Annotated in this window: 20 protein-coding genes; 12 read left to right on the top strand and 8 right to left on the bottom strand. The window is 44.9% G+C overall.

The genetic code is table 11. The features are described 5' to 3' along the window. Positions 1-77: 77 nt before the first annotated feature. The 5 genes from MD536_RS16330 to MD536_RS16350 all read left to right on the top strand — a co-directional run bounded on the left by MD536_RS16330 (position 78) and on the right by MD536_RS16350 (position 5670). Complete coding sequence (locus MD536_RS16330; RefSeq protein WP_239602093.1) at positions 78-1010, top strand: hypothetical protein; 933 nt, start codon at positions 78-80, stop codon at positions 1008-1010. Further along, positions 1007-2539 carry a vanadium-dependent haloperoxidase gene (locus MD536_RS16335; RefSeq protein WP_239602094.1) on the top strand — a complete coding sequence of 511 codons (1533 nt, stop codon included), beginning with the start codon at positions 1007-1009 and terminating at the stop codon, positions 2537-2539. The genes MD536_RS16330 and MD536_RS16335 overlap by 4 nt, the downstream gene beginning before the upstream one ends. 16 nt (positions 2540-2555) lie before the next feature. After that, entirely contained in the window at positions 2556-3899 is a 1344-nt protein-coding gene (locus MD536_RS16340; protein ID WP_239602096.1) for a vanadium-dependent haloperoxidase, read from the top strand. A gap of 22 nt (positions 3900-3921) precedes the next feature. Then, positions 3922-5004, top strand: coding sequence for a hypothetical protein (locus tag MD536_RS16345; protein WP_239602097.1), 1083 nt, complete (start codon positions 3922-3924; stop codon positions 5002-5004). A gap of 108 nt (positions 5005-5112) precedes the next feature. Then, positions 5113-5670: a hypothetical protein gene (locus MD536_RS16350; protein WP_239602099.1), complete on the top strand. Its 558-nt coding sequence runs from the start codon at positions 5113-5115 to the stop codon at positions 5668-5670. On the opposite strand, the gene ispG is transcribed toward MD536_RS16350, so the two are convergent. The 4 genes from ispG to MD536_RS16370 are packed head-to-tail and all read right to left on the bottom strand — an operon-like array spanning position 5667 to position 10126. After that, a complete protein-coding gene (gene ispG, locus MD536_RS16355; protein ID WP_239602105.1) occupies positions 5667-7679 on the bottom strand; it encodes a (E)-4-hydroxy-3-methylbut-2-enyl-diphosphate synthase in 2013 nt (670 codons plus the stop codon). The two genes, MD536_RS16350 and ispG, sit on opposite strands and share 4 nt — an antisense overlap. 44 nt (positions 7680-7723) lie before the next feature. Next, positions 7724-8344, bottom strand: coding sequence for a tetratricopeptide repeat protein (locus tag MD536_RS16360; RefSeq protein ID WP_239602106.1), 621 nt, complete (start codon positions 8342-8344; stop codon positions 7724-7726). Next, complete coding sequence (locus MD536_RS16365) at positions 8341-9339, bottom strand: vWA domain-containing protein (RefSeq protein WP_239602107.1); 999 nt, start codon at positions 9337-9339, stop codon at positions 8341-8343. The genes MD536_RS16360 and MD536_RS16365 overlap by 4 nt, the downstream gene beginning before the upstream one ends. Before the next feature lie 22 nt (positions 9340-9361). After that, positions 9362-10126 carry a penicillin-binding transpeptidase domain-containing protein gene (locus MD536_RS16370; RefSeq protein ID WP_239602108.1) on the bottom strand — a complete coding sequence of 255 codons (765 nt, stop codon included), beginning with the start codon at positions 10124-10126 and terminating at the stop codon, positions 9362-9364. Positions 10127-10165: 39 nt separating this feature from the next. Here MD536_RS16370 and MD536_RS16375 point away from each other — a divergent pair, with 39 nt between their 5' ends. The 6 genes from MD536_RS16375 (at position 10166) to MD536_RS16400 (ending at position 15986) form a co-directional block, all read left to right on the top strand. Beyond that, entirely contained in the window at positions 10166-11128 is a 963-nt protein-coding gene (locus MD536_RS16375) for an aldose 1-epimerase (protein WP_239602109.1), read from the top strand. Between the two features lie 27 nt (positions 11129-11155). Beyond that, positions 11156-11935 (top strand): hypothetical protein, encoded by a 780-nt coding sequence (locus tag MD536_RS22280; RefSeq protein ID WP_239602110.1) that lies wholly within the window; start codon positions 11156-11158, stop codon positions 11933-11935. Next, positions 11935-12615, top strand: coding sequence for a lysoplasmalogenase (locus MD536_RS16385; RefSeq protein WP_239602111.1), 681 nt, complete (start codon positions 11935-11937; stop codon positions 12613-12615). Before MD536_RS22280 ends, MD536_RS16385 begins: the two co-directional genes overlap by 1 nt. Then, positions 12612-14213, top strand: coding sequence for an L-aspartate oxidase (gene nadB, locus MD536_RS16390; RefSeq protein WP_239602112.1), 1602 nt, complete (start codon positions 12612-12614; stop codon positions 14211-14213). Before MD536_RS16385 ends, nadB begins: the two co-directional genes overlap by 4 nt. Before the next feature lie 90 nt (positions 14214-14303). After that, the gene (locus tag MD536_RS16395; protein ID WP_239602114.1) at positions 14304-15236 is read left to right on the top strand and encodes a lysophospholipid acyltransferase family protein; all 933 of its coding nucleotides are present in this window, start codon (positions 14304-14306) and stop codon (positions 15234-15236) included. An 84-nt stretch (positions 15237-15320) separates the two neighbouring features. Next, positions 15321-15986, top strand: a complete 666-nt coding sequence (locus tag MD536_RS16400) for a response regulator transcription factor (protein WP_239602115.1) — start codon at positions 15321-15323, stop codon at positions 15984-15986. On the opposite strand, the gene MD536_RS16405 is transcribed toward MD536_RS16400, so the two are convergent. The 4 genes from MD536_RS16405 to MD536_RS16420 form a co-directional block, all read right to left on the bottom strand. Continuing rightward, a complete protein-coding gene (locus MD536_RS16405) occupies positions 15961-16611 on the bottom strand; it encodes a rhodanese-like domain-containing protein (RefSeq protein ID WP_239602117.1) in 651 nt (216 codons plus the stop codon). The genes MD536_RS16400 and MD536_RS16405 overlap by 26 nt on opposite strands. Before the next feature lie 68 nt (positions 16612-16679). Further along, the gene (locus MD536_RS16410) at positions 16680-17021 is read right to left on the bottom strand and encodes an ArsR/SmtB family transcription factor (protein ID WP_239602119.1); all 342 of its coding nucleotides are present in this window, start codon (positions 17019-17021) and stop codon (positions 16680-16682) included. A 72-nt stretch (positions 17022-17093) separates the two neighbouring features. Continuing rightward, entirely contained in the window at positions 17094-17768 is a 675-nt protein-coding gene (gene tsaB, locus MD536_RS16415) for a tRNA (adenosine(37)-N6)-threonylcarbamoyltransferase complex dimerization subunit type 1 TsaB (protein WP_239602121.1), read from the bottom strand. After that, on the bottom strand, positions 17765-18403 hold the full coding sequence (locus tag MD536_RS16420) for a 3-hydroxyacyl-CoA dehydrogenase family protein (protein ID WP_239602123.1): 639 nt from the start codon (positions 18401-18403) through the stop codon (positions 17765-17767). Before MD536_RS16420 ends, tsaB begins: the two co-directional genes overlap by 4 nt. A gap of 32 nt (positions 18404-18435) precedes the next feature. Here MD536_RS16420 and MD536_RS16425 point away from each other — a divergent pair, with 32 nt between their 5' ends. Beyond that, positions 18436-18816, top strand: coding sequence for a RidA family protein (locus MD536_RS16425; RefSeq protein ID WP_239602124.1), 381 nt, complete (start codon positions 18436-18438; stop codon positions 18814-18816). Positions 18817-18910: the final 94 nt, after the last annotated feature.

Raw genomic sequence — 18910 nt, forward strand, 5'->3', positions numbered from 1 at the left:
TTTCTTTCAAAAAAGCTGCAGTGCAATGATAGCATAGTGCCCTGCAGTATGAACACATCACAGCAATCATAACCAAAATGACGAATCGTATTGTTAAGAATACGATAGTTTTCGCGGTGCTATTTTTAAGTAGCCTGGATACTATCGCACAAACTGCTTTTGACGGCTTCACCATGACGAAAGGAGAACTTTGCCTGGTAGCCGATTATGGTCAGATGACCTGGACCGAATATTGGGAGGGTAAACGACTCAGAGAAAATCTCAATGTAGGAAAGTTCACCTCCAAACAATTTATGCCGATGATTGGATATGGGATCACCAATCGCATTGCCATTTTCGCTACAGTACCTCATATTTCCAACAGCTCAGATGCAGGTTATATGGCCCATATGAAAGGCTGGCAGGATCTCCAGATGGAGGCAAAAATCCAGCTAAGTAAATCGAGAGTATGGAAAGGGACTCTGCTCACCTTTGGTACTGTAGGATTTTCCACCCCGGTAAGCGATTATATTCCTGATTTCTTACCCTATTCAATCGGACTGGGAGCCAACACGGTTCAGGCCCGTATTATTGGGCATTACAAACTGGACAAAGGCTGGTTTACTACTGTTCAAACCGGATATATAGCTAAAGGAAAAATCAAAGTAGACCGCGAAACCTATTATTCGGATGACCAATACTATAGCAATGAAATGGCTATTCCCGATGTATGGGATGGAAGCATCCGCGCCGGTTTTGACAACAAACGCGTACGCATTGGCCTGCAGTATAACTGGATGCTCGCAACCACTGGTTCCGACATCCGCAGAAACGATATGCCCTATCCCGGCAATCGTATGAACCGGGAGTCGGTTGCATTAACGGGGTTATTCTGGATTCCCGGAATCAAAGGATTGGCGATCAATGCCATGGCTGATCAAACGATTGCCGGTAGAAATATGGGCAAATCCTTTGGTTGGATGGCCGGACTGCAATATGTTTTTAAACCTTTCCAAAAGAAGCAACAATGACCAAACATATCTCAATTATAATAACGCTGTTTTTGCTGGCAGCCTGTTCCAAAGAAATCTCACAGCGATCCTTACCTGATTTTGAACCGGCTTCCCTTGATCAAAACGGAGGTAACTGGAAACCCATCCTGTTAACTGCGCCCACAGACATACTGATTGAAGAACCGCTGGCAGTAAACAGTGCCGCCTACCAACAGGAACTAACAGAAATTCAGGATTTACAGCGCTCCATTAGTTCAGCTGATAAAAAAAGCATTGAAAAATGGAAAAACAGTGGCATTATCCGTTGGAATGAAACCGCCAGGAAACTGGTAGCGATTTACAATATTCCACCCGAAGCCAATCCGGATGGCACCTACCCGGCACCCAATGCCCAGAACCCAGGAGTTTATCCAAAATTTCCTTTTGCCAATCCACCATATGCAAGCAGGGCCTATGCATATTTGCAGGTTGCGCTTTATGATGCAATGGTTACCACCTGGCATTATAAATTCAAATACAACCGGATGGCCCCCGCAGTCAATTCACCCGCAGTAGAAGCACTGGAACCCATACAGGAAACACTTCCTTCCTATCCCTCCGAAGATGCTGTGGTTGCAGATGTGGCATACCGTCTGCTGAAAGTAATGTTCCCGAATGACTCAGTAATGTTGGATAAAGAACGTGCAGAACAAAAAAGAGCCAAACTGGTATCCGGACTCGCATCTCCTTCCGATATCAGGGCGGGAGAAGCGATTGCTGCACAAATTGCTGCAACTACACTTGCCCGTTACAGAACCGATGGAATGGGCCAGGCAGGCGGCAATCCTACAGTCTGGAAAGAATTAGAAGCAGCTGCAGTAGGACGTGGAATTACCATGCCCTGGAAAAGCCTGGAGCTTCCAGCAAGACCAGGAATGCTACCGCTTTTTGGAAACGTAAAACAATTTCTGATAACCACTGCCCAGCGTGATTCTCTTCGTCCGCCACCACCACCGGCAATAGGCTCGGATGAATTTAAAACTGCGCTGGCAGAAGTTAAGAAAATGAGTGAGGTGAAATCAGGAGAAGTATGGCGTATTGCTCAATTGTGGAGTGATGGAGCCGGCACCTACACACCTCCTGGTCACTGGAACGAAATTGCCTGTGAAGCGATTGCAGCTGCAAAATTCAGCGAACTCCGCACTGCACGTGCTCTTGCTTTAATGAACATGGCCATTTTCGATGCAGGTGTCAGTTGTTGGGATGCCAAAACATTTTACTGGTATCCTCGTCCATCTCAGGTTGATCCCTCCATTAAAACCATCGGTCTGCCGAATTTCCCCTCCTACACTTCCGGTCACTCAACATTTTCCGCAGCGGCAGCAACAGTACTCGGCTATATTTTCCCGGATAAAGCAGCTGAATACCAGGCAATGTCGTTGGAAGCTGCTGAATCAAGGATCTATGGGGGCATCCACTACCGGTTTGATTCGGAAGCCGGAACTGCCTGTGGGAATGCTATTGGAAGTTTTGCAGTGAAAAAAGGACAAGCAGACGGATCAAACTAGAAAATCAAAACAACATATGAATCGCAAAAAAAGCTTAATTAGTGGTTTGGCAATAGTACTTACTTTTTTACTGGGCGCCTGCCAATCGAATAAAGACTACGCTCGTACCATTCACGATCCCGTTCTTTTCAGTAAAACGGTAAAAAAGCTGAATGATGTAGTGCTGGAAAACAATTTCGCACCAATGGTAGCGAGCCGGAACTATGCTTATGCCACCATTGCTGCATACGAAATTGTAGCAGCTGGAGATCCTACGAATTATCAAACCTTGTTTCAGCAGATTACGCATATGCCAAAGATGCCTGCGCCTGAAGACACCAGCCGGATTGATTTTCCGTTGGCAGCCATGCTGGCCTTCACCAAAGTGGGTAACGCAGTTACTTTCCCCGAAGGTAGCCTGATGGATTATTATGGTGAGCTGCTGAATATCGCAGACAGCGTGGGCATGCCTGCTGAAAAAATCTCCGGCAGCATCGCCTATTCGGATACGGTTGTAGCTACCATCCTGGGCTGGGCAAAAAAAGACAACTATGCCGAAACCCGCAGCGCTACCCGCTATACCGTGAATGAGGAACCGGGCCGTTATGTTCCTACCCCACCGATGTATGCACAGGCAGTAGAGCCGCACTGGATGGAGATCAGGCCCTTTGTGCTGGACAGTGCTGCTGTTTGCAGAGCAATGATTCCACCACAATTTGAACCCGCCAATAAAAACAGCGCTTTTTACAAAGCCATGATGGAGGTAAAACAAATCGGGGATAGCCTGACCGAAGAACAAAAACATATTGCCGATTTCTGGGACGATAATCCGTTCAAGATGAATGTGACCGGCCACGTAATGTTTGCTACCAAAAAGTTCTCACCTCCCGGTCATTGGATGAATATCGTAGGGATCGCTGCACAAAAAGCAGGCGCTGATTTCAATACTACCGTTACCGGTTATGCGAAAACAGCGATTGCCCTCTTCGATGGCTTTATCAGTTGCTGGGAAGGCAAGTATATGTATAACTATATCCGGCCTGAAACTGTTATCAATCAACTAATTGATCCGGAGTGGAGACCTTATATCCAAACTCCGCCCTTCCCCTCCTTCCCAAGCGGACACGCTACGGTTTCTGCAGCTGCCGCTGAAACCATGGGCAGTGTATTTGGAGAAAACCTCGCATTTACTGACACCTCCCTGCTTGAATTTGGTATCGCTAACCGCGAAATCAAATCATTCCGTGATGCAGCAGCTGAAGCTGCGATGAGTCGTCTTTACGGTGGAATTCATTTCCGGTTCGATAATGAACTCGGCAGTGAATCCGGTAAACGCGTAGGTGAACTCATCGTTAAAAAATTAACCATGAAAAAAAATTAAGCAACAACCAAAACGTATTGACATGAAAAAAATCATAATCGCCTCTTTGTCATTTATATCGATCGCTTCAAAAGTAAACGCCCAGGGCTGCGTAGCCATTCGAGGCGGTGGCTCCAGTTGTAATGTTAGTGGCCAACAAATTGAAGCAGGCTCCTGGCAGTTTAATATGGGGTATCGTTATTTCAAATCCTTTCGCCATTTTAAAGGTCGCGAGGAACAGGAAGAGCGACTCAAACAAAATACCGAAGTAATCAACTGGCAGCACCTGCTGGACCTCTCTGTTTCCAAACAAATCAATCCACGCTGGTCGCTCCTGGTTGGGCTGCCTATTGGAATGAACAAACGATCTTCCTTATACGAACATGGCCGAACAGAACGTCATAATACACGATCCTTCGGGATTGGTGATATGCGTATTATGGCCTATCGCTGGATGATTGATCCCACTAAACACAGCAAGGGAAATTTCCAACTGGGAGCAGGACTCAAACTTCCAACCGGCGATTATAACTACGAGGACTATTTTCAGAATGTTGGACCAAATGGCTCTGCCCAGCTTCGCCCGGTGGATCAATCCATTCAACTGGGTGACGGTGGAACCGGGATCGCAGTAGAACTGAACAGCTTCTATAACTTCTCCCCATTAGCCGGACTCTATGGCAATTTTTTCTACCTCTCCAATCCACGTGAAGTGAATGGAACCCGCACTTACCGGGAAACACTCAGTCCTGTTCTTGCGAATGAATCCATCATGAGTGTAGCGGATCAGTATATGGCACGCATTGGCTTTCAGTATAATTTCATAGGTACGCTGAAAGGACTTTCCGGAAGTTTGGGTGGCAGAATCGAAGGCATTCCGGTGGAAGATATCCTCGGTGGCAGCAAAGGATTTCGCAGACCCGGTTATGTAATATCTGTTGAACCCGGACTTGTTTTACAACAGAAAAAATCACTCTTTTTTCTTACCGTTCCGGTAGCACTGGAAAGGAACCGTACCCGCAGCGTAACGGACAAAGAAGCCTCCATCACAAGCGGTACCTATCGCCATGGAGATGCAGCTTTTGCTGATTACGCTATTAATCTTGGCTATGCAATCAGGTTTTAATAGTTTTTTTGGTTTTACAGTTGAGTTACAAAAGCTGGGCGTGATGCGAACATCACGCCCTCTTTTTTCTAAAATATTCCGGAATTTGTGGAAATCATTCAAAGCCATATGAAGCTGTTACAAAAACACCTCGCTTTTCTATACATACTGATTTTCTCTTTTATAACCAGTCCGCAACTGGCAGCACAAAAAAAAGCTACTGAACCTGCCTCCTTCCCAATGTCCTGGGTTGGAAAATGGAAAGGAAACATGACCTGGTACCAGGGATTGCAACAACGGGAGGGAGTCCAGATGCAGCTTCATATTTTACCTGCTGATAGCGTTGATCAGTATAGCTGGAGAATCATTTACGGAACTGCCGGACAGGATAACCGTCCTTATATTTTAAAGCCTTTCAACAAAGAAAGAGGCCATTGGCTGATTGATGAACTCAACAGTATAGTACTCGATCAGTTCCTGATTGGTTCCCGTTTTTGCGGAACCTTTACAGTGGAAGGCAATACCATTATGAATTGTTACGAATTACAGGGCGATAGCCTGCTGGTGGAATTTTACAATTTCCAGGAAAAGCCCATCGTGATAACCGGCGGTGGCGACAGCACCGTACCCAAAGTCAAAACTTATGGTATGCGCAGTCACCAGCGCGCTGTTCTCAAACGATTTTAAGGTTCTACCCAGGCATCGTTTTCTTTCAAAAGGAGGATGAGTTCATCCACCGCCACTTCACTACTTACACTGCGTTTTACCACTTCTTTGCCCTTGTAAAGTGTAATCTTGCCGGGACCGCTGCCCACATAACCAAAATCCGCATCGGCCATTTCACCCGGACCATTTACAATACAGCCCATGATCGCTATTTTAACTCCCTTCAGGTGATTGGTAACTGCACGAATTTTTGCTGTTGTTTCCTGCAGATCAAACAAGGTACGTCCGCAGCTAGGGCATGAAATATATTCAGTTTTGGAAATCCTTGTACGGGTCGCTTGCAAAATGGAGAAAGCAGTATTGTTCATAAACTGGTACACGTTCGAAACAGGCAGATAAGTTCTGCCACTTACCTGGACATTCGCCATCGGTTGCTTCGAAGAAATACCAAGGCAGATACCATCACCCAATCCTTCCAGCAACAACGCCCCGGTTTCAGTAGCAAAATGAATCAGGTGCTCATCAACGGTACTCCATTTACTATCCGTGATCAGGATCACCGGATTCTGAATTCGTCGTTGTAACAATTCCATCATCATGCGTCGAACCGATTGCATCGCATTACGGTTCGTACTACTCAAACACAACACCACTGTTTTGTCTGAAGCCAGTTCATCCAGCCAGGTAAAATCATTCAATGAACTTTCATCATTGAAACAATCTACCATCACAAAATTCAGTATCTCACTTTTCCATTCCGCACTCACATAACCGCTGTCCTGGTAAATAGGGAAATACTTAGTCTTATCTGCCGCTTCATTCCAGGTTGCCGGATAACAAATAACTTTCAGGGAACCCGGCAGTGCAAAATCAAGCAACTGGTGTCCTGTAAACACAAAATCAGCAGCCGCATCACTGATCGTCCATTTATCCGTAACCGAATCATAGGTATAACCAATCGACACCAGGTCAGATGGCTGAATTTGCTCTATTCCACTCAGGTCCGCTACCACTACCGGAACCTGCTTGCCTCCAATAATATCAACTGCAAAACTTTCCCGGCGCTTGTACTCAAAAGGATTATATCCCAAAGAACCGGAACCAATCCCGGGAACCCGGCCTTTAGTTGCAGGCGGCAGTTCACTGCCACTATTATATCGTTTCACCAAATCACGACATACCGGTATCTCAAATTCAGGATCTTCGGTTAAGGATACCCGTATAGTGTCGCCAATTCCGTCCTCAAGCAGGGTGCCAATACCAATTGCAGATTTGATACGGCCATCTTCTCCATCACCGGCTTCGGTTACCCCAAGATGCAATGGATAAATCTCTCCAAATTCTGACTCCATCGTCTGAATCAGCAACCGATAGGCCTGAACCATCACCTGCGGATTGGAAGACTTCATACTCAGTACGATGTTGTGATAATTCTCATCCCTTGAAATACGTAAAAACTCCATCGCACTTTCCACCATGCCAATAGGTGTATCACCATATCGGCTCATGATTCGATCGCTTAGGGAACCATGGTTGGTACCAATGCGCATGGCTGTACCATATTCCTTACAAATCTTTACAAGCGGAGTAAAGCGATCGTGGATGCGCTCAATCTCTTCGGCATATTCCGCATCGGTATAATCAATCTGTTCAAATTTCTTTTTATCAACATAATTCCCCGGGTTCACCCGAACTTTCTCCACGATCCTGGCAGCTATCTCGGCTGCATTAGGGGTAAAATGAATATCTGCAACCAAGGGGGTTGAATATCCCTGCCGGCGTAATTCTTCCTTAATCAGGAGCAATTGTTCCGCTTCCTTCTTGCTGGGGGCAGTTATTCTTACCAGTTCTGCACCGGCTTCAATGCAACGGATGGATTGAGCAACCGTACCGGCTATATCCATGGTATCGGTGGTTGTCATAGTCTGAATCCGGATGGGATGCCCGTTTCCAAGCTGCAGATCACCAATCCGAACCTCTTTTGTAATCAGTCTTTTATAACCTGTCAGCGATTCGCTGTATAATTCCATTAGTGCGATTTTAGTCAAAGATAACAACCGAAACCCCTTGGTTGTTACCAGTCTTTTTCAGGTCGGGTGGGACTTCCGCCTTTTTGCTGCATTTTTTTCTGGACCTCCTTCTCTTTTTGTTCCAGCGCCTTCAGCAATTGTTCCACCTGCTTTTTATTCAGTTTGCTTTGCTGGGGTTTTGGCTTTTCCTGTTCCTTGTTTTCCTTTTGCTTGTTTTCCTGTTTTTTCTCTTCCTGTTCCTGCTGCTGTTTCTTTTCCCTTAATGCTTTCTGCAGGTTTTCCCGGGCCTGGGTATCTTCAGGATCCAGTTTTAGCGCCTCCATCCAGGCCAGGATGCTTTCATCCAGCTGTTGTTGTTGCTGATGCAATACACCTTTATCATAATAGGCTTTTTCCAGGATCCTGGGGTCCTTTCCCGCATGTATCAATTTTTCATACCCTTCCATTGCGGCAGCCTTATCCCCTTTTTTAGCAAGTGCATTGGATCGGTTGTACATCGCCGTAAGGTCTGCCGGATTTTCCTGCAGGGCCTTGTCATAGCGTTCAACCGCTTCATCGAATTTTCCTTCACGGAACAGCTTGTTTCCTTCCCGTACATGGGATGACTGAGCACTTACCAGGAAGCTTTGTATCAGAAGAACTATCAGAAAAGCACTTCCTTTCATTGCAATACCGTTTTACGTTCACTAATTACCATTTCCGTAATCAAAAGCATTAGAGCCAACAGCAGCGAAACATAGAAAAAACTGTTGTATTGAACAGTGTCGGAAGATTCCAGTTGCTTTTTCTCAATCCCGTCTAATTGCGCAAGCAGGGTTTGGGCCGCTGAAGAAGGATCCTGCAGGAAAACATAGGTTCCATTTCCTTTCACAGCCAGATTTCTTAGCTGTTCTTCGTTCAGCTTGCTGATTACCACATTGCCATTCGCATCTTTTTTGGTTTCACCGGTTTCGGGATCAATGATAGAAGTACCGGCTGTTGAGCCAACTCCTACCGTATTAATCATAACCCCTGATTCAACCAGCCGCCCCACTACTTCCAGTGCTTCCGGATCATGATCTTCACCATCCGATATAAGAATTACTGCTTTATATTTCTGTTCCTTGGTATTAAAAGAATTACCCGCCAGTTTAAGAGCTTCACCAATTACAGTACCCTGGGTTGGAACAGCACCCGGACCTGCATTCTGTAAAAACAGTTTGGCTGCGGATAAATCGGTGGTCAGCGGCATCTGCAGATAGGCTCTTCCGGCAAACCAGATCATACCCAACCTATTGTTGGACAACTGGTCTATCAGCAGGCTCATTAATTGACGGGACCGCTCCAGCCTGTTGGGTTTGATATCCTGTGCCAGCATGCTTTTGCTTACATCCATAATCAGCATTACATCCAATCCCTGGCGACCTTGGTCCAGGCTCGCGCCTTTGAGTTGGGGGTTGGCAATAGATAATACCAGGCAAATCAGCGCAACCAGTACCAGGATAAACTTTCGAATATGACGGGCCGGAGAAAATGACCCTGTCAAAGCCTTAACGAGGTCCGGATCTCCCAGCAAGGCCAGCTTTTGTTTACGGATGCGTTGCGCATTCACAAAAAGCATAACCAATACAGCTACCAGAATCAGGGCAGCCAGCCAATATGGATGTTCAAATCGGAACAAGGGTTCGGTGTTTTATGGCAATTTAGGGCAAAAAGCCGGCCAAAACCTGGTCCATGATCCTTTTTCCGGCAGCTTTCAAATCAACACCTTCCTTCCTGGTTTTCAACTGGATAACAAAAAAATGCGGGTGTTGCAGAATTTCTTTCCATCCCTGTATCCAAAGAATGCGGGTACCATCCGCGTTCCTGCCTTCCGAAAATTTATACGCCAGCTTATTGTCAGTGGAGTCTTCCACCAACATCATATTGCTGACAATAGCATGAGTTCTGCGTTGAAAAGGCAACTGGTCAAAATACAGTTTCTTGACAATTCCGAGTTGCTCATCTGCTGTAACCCGGATGGAATTATCAATCCAGAAACGATCCAACCGGGCAATACGCGGGGTATCATACCGCCGGGCATAACCAAGGGTATCGATCCATCGCTGCAGCGTATCCCTACCAATACGGCCAGCGAGTTCCTGAAAGAAATGCAGGGAATCGGCTTTAAAAGCCTGCTCCAGGGTAGTACCATTAATATCCGATTGTTCATCCTTTAAACGACCGGTTTCAATTGCAACCAGCGACTGAACGATATAGAAACTTGATCCAGGGACCAGAGCAGAATCACGGAATACTTTTCGGTTGCTCAATACAAAATCGCCACTCAGGTTGTGAAAAATTCCAATTACACCATCCAGCTTTTCCGTCTCCAGCAACTTTTTTAATCCTGCATCCTCAGTAACATTATTGGGTGAACAGGAGGCCAAACAGACGGACAATAGGAACCAGCCAAGGAGATATCGCATAATTCAAATTTGTGCCGCAAAGTTAGGTAGTTTTGCTCCATGAGATTTCGCATCACCCATTCCAACCATAAAGGTATTCAGTTGATTCATCTGCATGATGATGAATTATCCTGTACCGTTTCCATAGCCCCGGAAAAGGGAGCCATGTTGCATGCATTCGTAGTTCAGGCTGGAATGGGTCCGGTTAACATTATAAATAATTACTCCAATAAAGCCGAACTAGATCAGGAACTGGCCCTCAGTTATAAAAGCAGTAAATTATCCCCCTTCCCCTGCCGGATTGAAAATGGTAGTTACCTCTGGGAAGGACATCGATACCAGTTTGACAATCGCTTTCCGGACGGATCGGCCATACATGGACTCCTTTTCAACAAAAACTTTACCGTAAGGGAACAAAAAACTACTGAATTCTTTGCTTCCGCGCTGTTTGAGTACCAGTATGAAGCAGAAGATCCCGGTTATCCTTTCCGGTATACCTGCCAGGTTCTGTATACCCTCTTTCATGGGAATACCCTTCAGGTGCAGACAATGTTGCATAACAGTGATCAACAAACGATTCCTATGGCAGATGGATGGCATCCCTATTTTCAATTAAGTGAAAGCATTAATGATTGCTGGCTGCGGTTTCCGGCTAAGGGTATGCTGGAGTTCAGCGAGTTACTGATTCCAACCGGAAGAATACTACCCTATCAAACATTTAATGCAAGCAAACCATTTGGAAATACCGAGTTAGATAACTGCTTTTTACTGGATCCAGCTGGCGGACAGCCTGTGTGTGAGTGGAGCCACCCGACTAGCGGGCTCTCCATCCGGTTTGTTACAGATGAACAGTACCCTTATTTGCAGATTTATACACCGCCAGACCGGAAAAGCATTGCAATTGAAAACCTGAGTTCGGCGCCGAATTGTTTTAATAATGGAATCGGTTTGATAGAACTGGCGCCGGGCCAAACAAAAACACTGACCCTGCATTATATAATAGATACCAAAGAAACCAATTAACTTGTTCTCAAATTTTAAACCACAGAAATGAAAAAGTATAAACTCCTGCTCACCTTCCTGGTAACGGTACTCTTCACCGCCTGTATCCAGATTGAAGAAGAGGTGGAAATCAGGGAAGATGGTTCAGGAACAATGGCGGCCAGAACCGATATGGGTCAACTATTTGAAATGCTGAAAGGTTTTGCTTCTCCTGAAGACCTGCAAAAAGATGGTATGGACAAGGCCATGGATACTACCATTCTGATGAAGGATATCGTAGACACCGTTCAGGAGTTGAGTGCCGAAAATAAAGCCCTGCTTCGCAACGGGAAACTGCAATTGCAAATGAACATGAAGGAAAATCTGTTTAATATCAACATGAATTTTCCCTTTAAGAGCATAGCGGATGCGAACAAACTAACCAAGGCCATGAATGAATTGGATGTCATGGGCAAATCACTCAAGAATTTGGGTGGGCAACAACCCGGTCCGGATCAACCGGCCCCTATTCCAAGCAGCGGAGGAGGGATTGAAAAAATTAATTCCATGTACGATGTCACTTTCAGTAATGGGGAATACAAAAAAGTATTGAACAAGGCCCGCTATGATAGCCTGATGAGCGATCCCAAACTCCAGGAATCCAAAGGAATGTTTTCCATGATGGGTGACATGAGCCTGAACCTGACCGTAAAAGTTCCAAAAAAAGTAAAATCAGTAAGTAACCCCAGGGCGGTAATTTCTGCAGACAAAAAAACAGTTACACTTAAAGGGGATATCGTTGCTGCGCTGGATTCTCCCAAACTGATGGAAATCATTATCCGCTATTAATGAACCAACCCATAGCTGCAACAAAAAATGGCTGGCAAATCGGTTACCTGACACTGTTAGGAATCCATTTGCTGGCTATTTTTTATAATTGGGATACAATACGTTTTGTAACGAAACCCCTGTTAATGGTTTGGTTGCTCGTTTATTTCGTTTCCATAACAGTGCCGGGAGCGCCCTTTCGAAAACTGGTAATTTCAGCATTGTTTTTTTCCTGGCTGGGAGATGTTTTCCTCATGCAATCGGCTACCAGTTTTTTTATGGCCGGACTAGCCAGCTTCCAGCTTGCACAATTGTTATACACCTGGATATTTCTGAATGCCAGGAAACGTAGAAATCCTGAAGGACGCTGGAACCCGGTGGTGCTGATTTTAATACTGGTATATAGTAGCTTGCTTTATGCCTGGCTTTTCAGGACATTACCCAATGAACTCAGGCTTCCTGTTTTGGTATATGCCATCGCCATCGGCAGTATGTTGGTAACCTCCTTTCATGTATATGCAAAACCATTCGAAAATCCTGCACTGCTGCTGATTTGCGGTGCTGCACTTTTTGTGTTATCCGATAGCCTGCTTGCTATTAACCAGTTCATACAACCATTTCCCCTGGCGGGTGTTGGTATCATGCTGACCTATGGCCTGGCACAATTATTCATTGTTAAATCAATTTCCCGCATCTCATGATACAAACTGATTTTTTAGTAATCGGATCCGGAATTGCCGGGCTCACCTATGCCCTTAAAATGGCGGAGCGATTTCCTGATAAAAAAATTACCGTTGTAACCAAAGCCGCTGCAGATGAAACCAATACCAAATATGCTCAGGGTGGAATAGCGGGAGTAACCGATTTCGAGAACGACAGTTTTGAAAAACACATCAACGATACCCTGATTGCAGGTGATGGTTTGTGCAATGAAAAAATTGTAGAGATAGTTGTAAAGGAAGGAGTACAGCGAATCAGCGAAATCATTGAATGGGGTGCCAAATTTGATAAGGATGCTGATGGCGATTATATGCTGGGTATGGAAGGCGGGCATAGTGAATACCGCATCCTGCATCATAAAGATGTTACCGGAAAGGAGATGGAACGGGCACTGATTGAAAAGGTGCAGCAATTCACTAACATAGAATTCCACAAACATTGGTTTGTTATCGAATTGATTACCCAGCACCACCTGGGTTACCTGGTTACTAAAAGTACACCGGACATTCAGTGTTATGGAGTGTATGCACTCAATACCAATAATAACCAGATTGAGAAAATTCTCGCAGGAACCACTCTGCTTGCAACAGGAGGAAATGGTCAGGTTTATCGATCCACCACCAACCCTGCCATAGCAACGGGAGATGGAACAGCGATGGTCTACCGAGCCAAAGGCCGGATTGAGAATATGGAATTTATCCAATTTCATCCTACAGCACTATACGAACCAGGAGTGGGCGGTCAGGCTTTCCTGATAACCGAAGCCGTAAGGGGTGATGGTGGCATTCTTCGAAATAAAAAAGGAGAAGCCTTTATGGAACGGTATGATGAACGCAAGGACCTGGCACCCCGCGATATTGTGGCCCGTGCTATCGATTCCGAGATGAAAATCACCGGTACTGAACATGTTTTCCTGGATTGCCGCCACCTGGATAAAGACAAATTCATTCATCATTTCCCGAACATTTATGAAAAATGTCTTTCTATCGGGATAGATATCACCCAACACCAGATACCTGTTGCACCCGCTGCCCACTATAGTTGCGGTGGCATAAAAACCGATGAATGGGGTAGAACTTCCATCCGCAACCTATATGCTGCAGGAGAATGCGCTTCAACCGGTTTACATGGAGCCAATCGCCTGGCAAGCAATTCCTTATTGGAAGCAATGGTATTCGGACATCGTGCGTTTGAAGATGCATCCCAATTACCACAAACATCGATCGACCCTGCACTTATACCGGATTGGGACAGCGCCGGAACAACCGATCCCAGGGAAATGATCCTGATTACGCAAAGCCTGAAAGAACTGCAGTTACTGATGAGTGATTATGTAGGCATTGTAAGAACAAATGTCCGACTGGAAAGAGCCATGCGCCGCCTGGATCTTTTATGGGAAGAAACCGAAAAACTGTACGTAAGTACTACCCTTTCCCCACAGCTCTGCGAATTACGCAATATGATCACTGTTGCCTACCTGATTGTCAAGGGAGCCCAGTTCAGAAAGGAAAGTCGCGGACTACATTTCAACACCGATTACCCGGAAAAGAGTCCGATTCTTCAAAACATCGTACTCTGACCATTTTCAGAAAATACCGTGTTTTTCTCCCCCCTTCCCGCTTGGAGGGGGAGAATCAGCCCATTACATTTGTACAAACAGCCAATCAACATGTATTATTTACTATATGGACTTCTTTACCTGGCATCACTTATCCCTTTGAGGATATTGTATGCCCTGGGAGATTTGCTGGGTTGGCTGATCTTCGACCTGGCGGGATACCGCAGAAAAGTAATTGACCAGAATATCTACCTTGTTTTCCCTGAAAGGACCGCCGAAGAGCGGAAGGGAATCAGAAAAAGATTTCAGCGCAACTTTATTGACACATTTATCGAAACACTAAAACTTATTTCTGCCGGCAAACCATTCATAACCAGTCGTATGAAGGGCGAGTTCGACAAATTCAATATACTCTTCGACAAAGGGTTACGCTGCCAGGTTCATATGGGACATAATTTTAATTGGGAACTGGGAAACCTTGCATATGGTTACTATTGCAAACATCCACTTTTAGGTGTCTATATGCCGCTTAAGAATAAGGCAATGGATAAAATTTTTCGCAAGCTAAGGAGCAAAACCGGCACTATCCTCTTGCCAGCAACTGACATGAAGAACAGTATGTTGCCTTACCGCGACACACAATACCTGCTTGGACTGGTGGCTGACCAGGTACCATCAAAAGTTCACCAGGCCTATTGGTTAAACTTTTTCGGACATCCCACCCCGTTTATTCCTGGTCCTGAAAAAGGTGCGCGAGCTGGGAATATACCCGTTGCATTTGTAAGTATTTCAAAAATCAAAAGGGGATATTATTATCTCCACGTTGAAATTGCGGAGGAAAATCCGTCCGGCTTAGAAGAAGGGGAGTTAACCCGCCGATACAGAAATTTTTTGGAAGAAACCATCAATCAACATCCGGATATGTGGCTGTGGAGCCATCGACGATGGAAAAAATCCTGGAAACCAGAATATGCGAAACGCTGGATTGACCTGGATCCTGCACCGCTCCAGGCTGTCGATCCATTAAAAGCAGCCCATCCATAAACCTCTGCTAAACCACCGCCGACCCGTTTAATCGGGAGTATTGCTGATCTGTACCATTTTTCATAACCTAAAACACAATTGAGAATGGACAAGAAATTTAAAGTGGTCTTGGTAGATGATCATGTTTTGTTAAGAAATGGACTAGCCTCCACCGTTCAAAGTTTCAACCGGTTTGAAGTACTCTTTCAGGCATCCAATGGAACCGAAATGATTCAAATGATCAATCCATCCAATTTGCCGGATCTGGTTTTGATGGATGTGAATATGCCCGAAATGGATGGGTACGCATCCGCTAGTTGGTTAAAAAGAAATTACCCGGATATTCGAACGCTGGCTCTTTCCATGTATGATACTGAAAATGCAATCATCCGAATGTTCAAAGCAGGAGTGAGAGGTTATATTATGAAATACTGTGAACCAGTTGATCTGAATGCTGCAATGGAATCGCTGATGATAAAAGGCTATTATTACTCAGAATTGGTTACTGGCCGGCTGATTCACACCATCAACCAGTACGATGACAATGAATCGGAAGAGTACCGCAATCCCCTGGCGGTATTAAACGACCGGGAAATTGAATTCCTTCGGTATGCCTGTACAGAAATGACCTATAAAGAAATCGCCAGCAAAATGTACCTGAGTCCGCGTACCATTGATGGCTATCGCGATACACTTTTTGATAAGTTACATATCAAAACACGTGTAGGACTGGTAACTTTTGCAATCAGGAATGGCCTGGTTTCTGTGTAATGGGAATAGATTTTTCCCGTTGAATAGCATCGAAGCCTCCTGCCACCACACGAAGGTTGTGAACTCCTTGTTTTTTGATTAGACTCGCAGCAAGAATACTTCTCTGCCCTCCTCCGCAATGGAGATACAGCTGCTGGTCTTCATCAAAATTCGCAATCGTGGCCAGGTCAATTAGTTCGGCCAATGGTATGTGCTGGGCCTTTGTTACATGTGCAGCTTCAAATTCTTCTTCTCCACGAAGATCTATTACCTGTAGACTAGGATCATGAGGAAGATCGAGCGCCAGTTCATCTGCTTCAACCTCAATAATCATATCTAAAGGACAAGATGCTTTTTCCCAGGCTTCAAACCCGCCATCCAATACCTTCCAGGAAATGGAAGGGAAAGCCGTTTGAAAACGAGCAATTGCTTCATCTTCGTTTCCGGCTTCACTAATCAATACAACCAACGGATCAGCTATGTTTTCCACAATCCATTTATCATACTTCCCACTGCTTCCGGCACTGACAGAACCAGGGATAAATCTTTCCACAAAAGCATCTGCTGGCCTTGTATCCAACATATATAAGGGCTCTTTTTCGATTAAGGAAGAGAGCTGTTCAACACTGATCCGGTTACTATTCATGGCGCAAAGGTAAAAAAGAGGCGGGAAACCGTGTAGGTACCCGCCTCTAAAGAAAATTGAACGAGGGTTTAGCTGATAATGTCCTCAACACAACGACTGATTTCAACGATGCGCGGTTCATTCAGCCGATAATAAATGAATTTACCATCGCGCTCAGTCTTCACAATGCCCGCTCTGCGCAAAATTGCAAGATGCTGAGAAGCAACAGATTGCTCAAGACGCAACCGTACATAAATCTCTGTAACGGTTAACTTGTCATTTTCTTCCAACAACTTCATGATTTGCTGGCGCAATTTGTGATTCATTGCTCTGAGCGTGAGTGCTGCTTTTTTTACATGTAAGAAATCAACCTTCATTTCAGCGCCTTCCGCCTCATTAACCAATAGATAATTTCCTGCTACTGTGTTCATGTCTCAGATGGGATTTAAATGTTTAGCCTTAACCTTAACAAGCAAATTTACATAGCAATTAATTAAAATACATCAGGATTTTGCTTTTACGGGGTCATAAAAAGCTTTTACGTAAAATGGTTCCGAATAAGCAAGTTCAGCAAATTCCGATCTATCGTACATTTCCTGTGTAATTCTCACAAAATCCATTGGTCCGGGCTGCCAGTCAGGGAAGAAAGCATTCGCCGATTTTAACAGGACTTTATATTTCGCGGCACCGTTTCCAATGAAAAAAACAGGTTCAACGTTGATCCAGTTATTAAAACTGTCTGCCTCCAATACCAGGGCAGTAGGTGCCATCAGCCTATTTTTGGAGGAATCGTAAGCTGCGGTAAATACTTCCATTCTTCTTGCATCGATCATGGGACAAACGATTCCTTTACCGTTATGATGCAAATAAGAGGCAGCCAGTATATACAAGTTATCCAACAGGATCATTGGAACTTTCAAAGCATAACACAAACCTTTTGCACTCGCCATCCCAACCCGAAGGCCAGTGTAGGACCCTGGACCAGCAACTACCGCAATAGCGTTCAACTCAGACAATAAAATACCGGTATCCTGTAAAAGCTTTTCCAGAGCTGGCTGCAGCCAGCTCGCATGATCTTTCTGCGAATGATTTGAGCTGGCCTTTAAGAGTTCTCCATCCCGTGAAATACAAAGCAGGGCGGTTTCAAGTGAGGTATCAATGGTTAACAAACAGCTCATGAAGGAAGTAATGATTGTTCCAGCAGCCTGGAAGGTTTATAGGCAGGATTTTCTCCAGCCAGTATGGTTAATAGTTGCAAAACATTCTTTTCTCCAATCAGGCTGGTCCACTCAAAAGGGCCCATTGGGTAATTTGTTCCAAGTTTCATAGCGATATCGATCTCTTCCCTGGTACTGATGCCTTCTTCCAACGTCATCCAGGCTTCATTCAGAATCATAGCAAGGATTCTCGGCCGGATCATGCCTGCTACATCAGGTACTTTCATCCATGTTTTACCACATGCTTTTAAGAAATAATCCAATTCTACCGGAAGCAGATCCTGGGTAAATGCCAACTCCACCAATTCAGGATGTGTAAATCCGGGCCATCCATTTATTCGGACAAATCCCGGAGGCAACTTACTGCAAGGCCAGTTAACTGCATTTACAGCGATTGGCCTTTTCAATTTTGCCAGATTTTCCATACGTTGTGCAGAGCCATCAAAATCCAGGTCTATAAAAAGGTCAGCCGGAAATGCAAGAAATGATTCCAGGTTATCCATCCATACCAGTTCCACAGGCGCTTCGCAATGGGCCGGGAACAGATCCTGTCGATTGTTGTTCAGAATAGCTACTTTAATTGGAGGAATCCTCATAATCAAAAGTACAAAGCATTTATTTTTACCTAATGGAAAAAAAGATTATCAAAACAGAGCTGGCTCCTGCCCCCATTGGCCCGTATAGCCAGGCCGTACAACTGGGCAATTTCCTTTTTATTTCAGGACAAGTGCCAATCAATCCTGCAACAAATACCATTGAAGCAACCGATATCAGCGGTGAAGCAGAACAGGTGATGCAAAATTTGAAAGCCGTATTGGAAACGGCCGGTTACAATTTTGCAGACGTAGTCAAAAGCACCATTTTTCTCACTGACATGGCCAATTTCCCGGCGGTTAATGAAGTTTATGGTAAGTATTTTGACGGTAATTATCCTGCTCGTGAAACGGTTGCTGTTAAAGGGTTACCCCGAAATGTGAACGTGGAAATCAGCATGATTGCCTCTAAATAGCCTATTTCTTATTTTGACAATACACCCAATTCCCGGCCCACTTTGGTAAATGCTGTAATGGCTTTATCCAGGTGCTCCCGGGTATGGGCAGCAC

Source organism: Flavihumibacter cheonanensis, from assembly GCF_022352215.1.
GTDB classification, from domain to species: domain Bacteria; phylum Bacteroidota; class Bacteroidia; order Chitinophagales; family Chitinophagaceae; genus Flavihumibacter; species Flavihumibacter cheonanensis.

What these genes read in the sequence shown, in the direction of transcription:
- MD536_RS16330 (WP_239602093.1), top strand. Translation starts at nt 78, where the DNA reads ATGACGAATCGTATTGTTAAGAATACGATAGTTTTCGCGGTGCTATTT.
- MD536_RS16335 (WP_239602094.1), top strand. Translation starts at nt 1,007, where the DNA reads ATGACCAAACATATCTCAATTATAATAACGCTGTTTTTGCTGGCAGCC.
- MD536_RS16340 (WP_239602096.1), top strand. Translation starts at nt 2,556, where the DNA reads ATGAATCGCAAAAAAAGCTTAATTAGTGGTTTGGCAATAGTACTTACT.
- MD536_RS16345 (WP_239602097.1), top strand. Translation starts at nt 3,922, where the DNA reads ATGAAAAAAATCATAATCGCCTCTTTGTCATTTATATCGATCGCTTCA.
- MD536_RS16350 (WP_239602099.1), top strand. Translation starts at nt 5,113, where the DNA reads ATGAAGCTGTTACAAAAACACCTCGCTTTTCTATACATACTGATTTTC.
- ispG (WP_239602105.1), bottom strand. Translation starts at nt 7,679, where the DNA reads ATGGAATTATACAGCGAATCGCTGACAGGTTATAAAAGACTGATTACA.
- MD536_RS16360 (WP_239602106.1), bottom strand. Translation starts at nt 8,344, where the DNA reads ATGAAAGGAAGTGCTTTTCTGATAGTTCTTCTGATACAAAGCTTCCTG.
- MD536_RS16370 (WP_239602108.1), bottom strand. Translation starts at nt 10,126, where the DNA reads ATGCGATATCTCCTTGGCTGGTTCCTATTGTCCGTCTGTTTGGCCTCC.
- MD536_RS16375 (WP_239602109.1), top strand. Translation starts at nt 10,166, where the DNA reads ATGAGATTTCGCATCACCCATTCCAACCATAAAGGTATTCAGTTGATT.
- MD536_RS22280 (WP_239602110.1), top strand. Translation starts at nt 11,156, where the DNA reads ATGAAAAAGTATAAACTCCTGCTCACCTTCCTGGTAACGGTACTCTTC.
- MD536_RS16385 (WP_239602111.1), top strand. Translation starts at nt 11,935, where the DNA reads ATGAACCAACCCATAGCTGCAACAAAAAATGGCTGGCAAATCGGTTAC.
- nadB (WP_239602112.1), top strand. Translation starts at nt 12,612, where the DNA reads ATGATACAAACTGATTTTTTAGTAATCGGATCCGGAATTGCCGGGCTC.
- MD536_RS16395 (WP_239602114.1), top strand. Translation starts at nt 14,304, where the DNA reads ATGTATTATTTACTATATGGACTTCTTTACCTGGCATCACTTATCCCT.
- MD536_RS16400 (WP_239602115.1), top strand. Translation starts at nt 15,321, where the DNA reads ATGGACAAGAAATTTAAAGTGGTCTTGGTAGATGATCATGTTTTGTTA.
- MD536_RS16405 (WP_239602117.1), bottom strand. Translation starts at nt 16,611, where the DNA reads ATGAATAGTAACCGGATCAGTGTTGAACAGCTCTCTTCCTTAATCGAA.
- MD536_RS16410 (WP_239602119.1), bottom strand. Translation starts at nt 17,021, where the DNA reads ATGAACACAGTAGCAGGAAATTATCTATTGGTTAATGAGGCGGAAGGC.
- tsaB (WP_239602121.1), bottom strand. Translation starts at nt 17,768, where the DNA reads ATGAGCTGTTTGTTAACCATTGATACCTCACTTGAAACCGCCCTGCTT.
- MD536_RS16420 (WP_239602123.1), bottom strand. Translation starts at nt 18,403, where the DNA reads ATGAGGATTCCTCCAATTAAAGTAGCTATTCTGAACAACAATCGACAG.
- MD536_RS16425 (WP_239602124.1), top strand. Translation starts at nt 18,436, where the DNA reads ATGGAAAAAAAGATTATCAAAACAGAGCTGGCTCCTGCCCCCATTGGC.